1 protein-coding gene is annotated in these 1480 nt (G+C 69.1%); it reads left to right on the top strand.

The features are described from left to right. Window positions 1-1480 (top strand): DUF11 domain-containing protein (locus GTY84_RS32230; RefSeq protein ID WP_202552518.1); only part of this gene is annotated, 1480 nt, incomplete at both ends.

Here is a 1480-nt window from a genome sequence, read left to right as displayed (position 1 = left end):
GTACGCCGCCGTCGGGTGAGCCGCCGGTGTCGCCGCCGTCGAAGACGACGGTGGAGACGGATGACGACCCGGGTCTGTCCGTGGTCAAGTCCGCCTCCACGCAGGAGCCGGACAAGCTGGTCCTGGGTGAGGAGATCACTTACACCTTCCTCGTCAAGAACACCGGGAACGTCACGATCAAGGACGTGACGGTGGACGAGGGCGAGTTCAGCGGCAGCGGCGACCTGGGCGCGGTGGTCTGTCCCGCCGACGAGGCCGCGGCTCTGGCCTCGGGCGAGCAGATGACCTGTACTGCCGTCTATACGGTGACGCAGGCCGATGTGGACGCGGGTTCGATCACCAACTCCGCGACCGGGACGGGTGTTCCGCCGCGGGGTGAGCCGCCGGTGTCGCCTCCCTCCGAGGTGACCGTCCCGTCGCCGGTGGAGCCCGCGTTGGAGGTCGTCAAGACCGCTTCCACCGACAAGCTGGTGGTGGATGAGAAGATCACCTACACCTTCCTCGTCAAGAACACCGGGAACGTCACGATCAAGGACGTGAAGGTCGACGAGGGGGAGTTCACCGGCAGCGGCACGCTGGGTGCGGTGGACTGTCCGGAGGAGGGGACCGCGTCCCTGGCCCCCGGCGAGACAGTGACCTGCACGGCCACCTACACGGTCACGCAGGCCGACGTGGACGCCGGCTCGGTGAAGAACTCCGCGACGGCGACGGGTACGCCGCCGTCGGGTGAGCCGCCGGTGTCCCCGCCGTCGGAGACGACGGTGGAGACCGACGACGACCCGGGTCTGTCCGTGGTGAAGACCGGCTCCACCAGTGAGCCGGACAAGCTGGTCCTCGGCGAGGAGGTCACCTACACCTTCCTCGTCGAGAACACCGGCAACGTCACGATCACCGACGTCGAGATCGACGAGGGTGAGTTCAGCGGCAGCGGCAAGCTCGGCGCGGTGGACTGCCCCGCCGGGGCCGCCTCGCTGGCACCGGGCGACACGGTCGTATGCACCGCCGCCTACACGGTCACCCAGGCCGACGTGGACGCCGGTTCGCTCACCAACTCCGCGACAGTGACCGGTACTCCCCCTCGGGGCGAGCCGCCGGTGTCCCCGCCGTCCGAGGTGACCATCCCGTCACCGCCGGAGCCCGGCCTCGTCGTGGCCAAGTCGGCCTCCACGGGCACACTGGTGGCTGGTGAGGAGATCACGTACAGCTTCGCCGTCACCAACACCGGCAACGTCACCCTGAAGGACGTGACGGTCGACGAGGGCGAGTTCACCGGCAGCGGCAAGCTCGGTGCGGTGGACTGTCCGGAGGAGGGGACCGCGTCCCTGGCTCCCGGGGACACGGTGACCTGTACTGCCGTCTATACGGTGACGCAGGCCGATGTGGATGCGGGTTCGGTGGAGAACTCGGCGACGGCGACGGGTACGCCGCCGTCGGGTGAGCCGCCGGTGTCGCCGCCGTCGAAGACGACGGTGGAGACGGA

The organism is Streptomyces sp. SID8352 (assembly GCF_009862265.1).
Classification (GTDB): domain Bacteria; phylum Actinomycetota; class Actinomycetes; order Streptomycetales; family Streptomycetaceae; genus Streptomyces.
The sequence above is the reverse complement of the archived record's forward strand: the minus strand, read 5'-3'. Positions and strand labels throughout refer to the sequence as shown.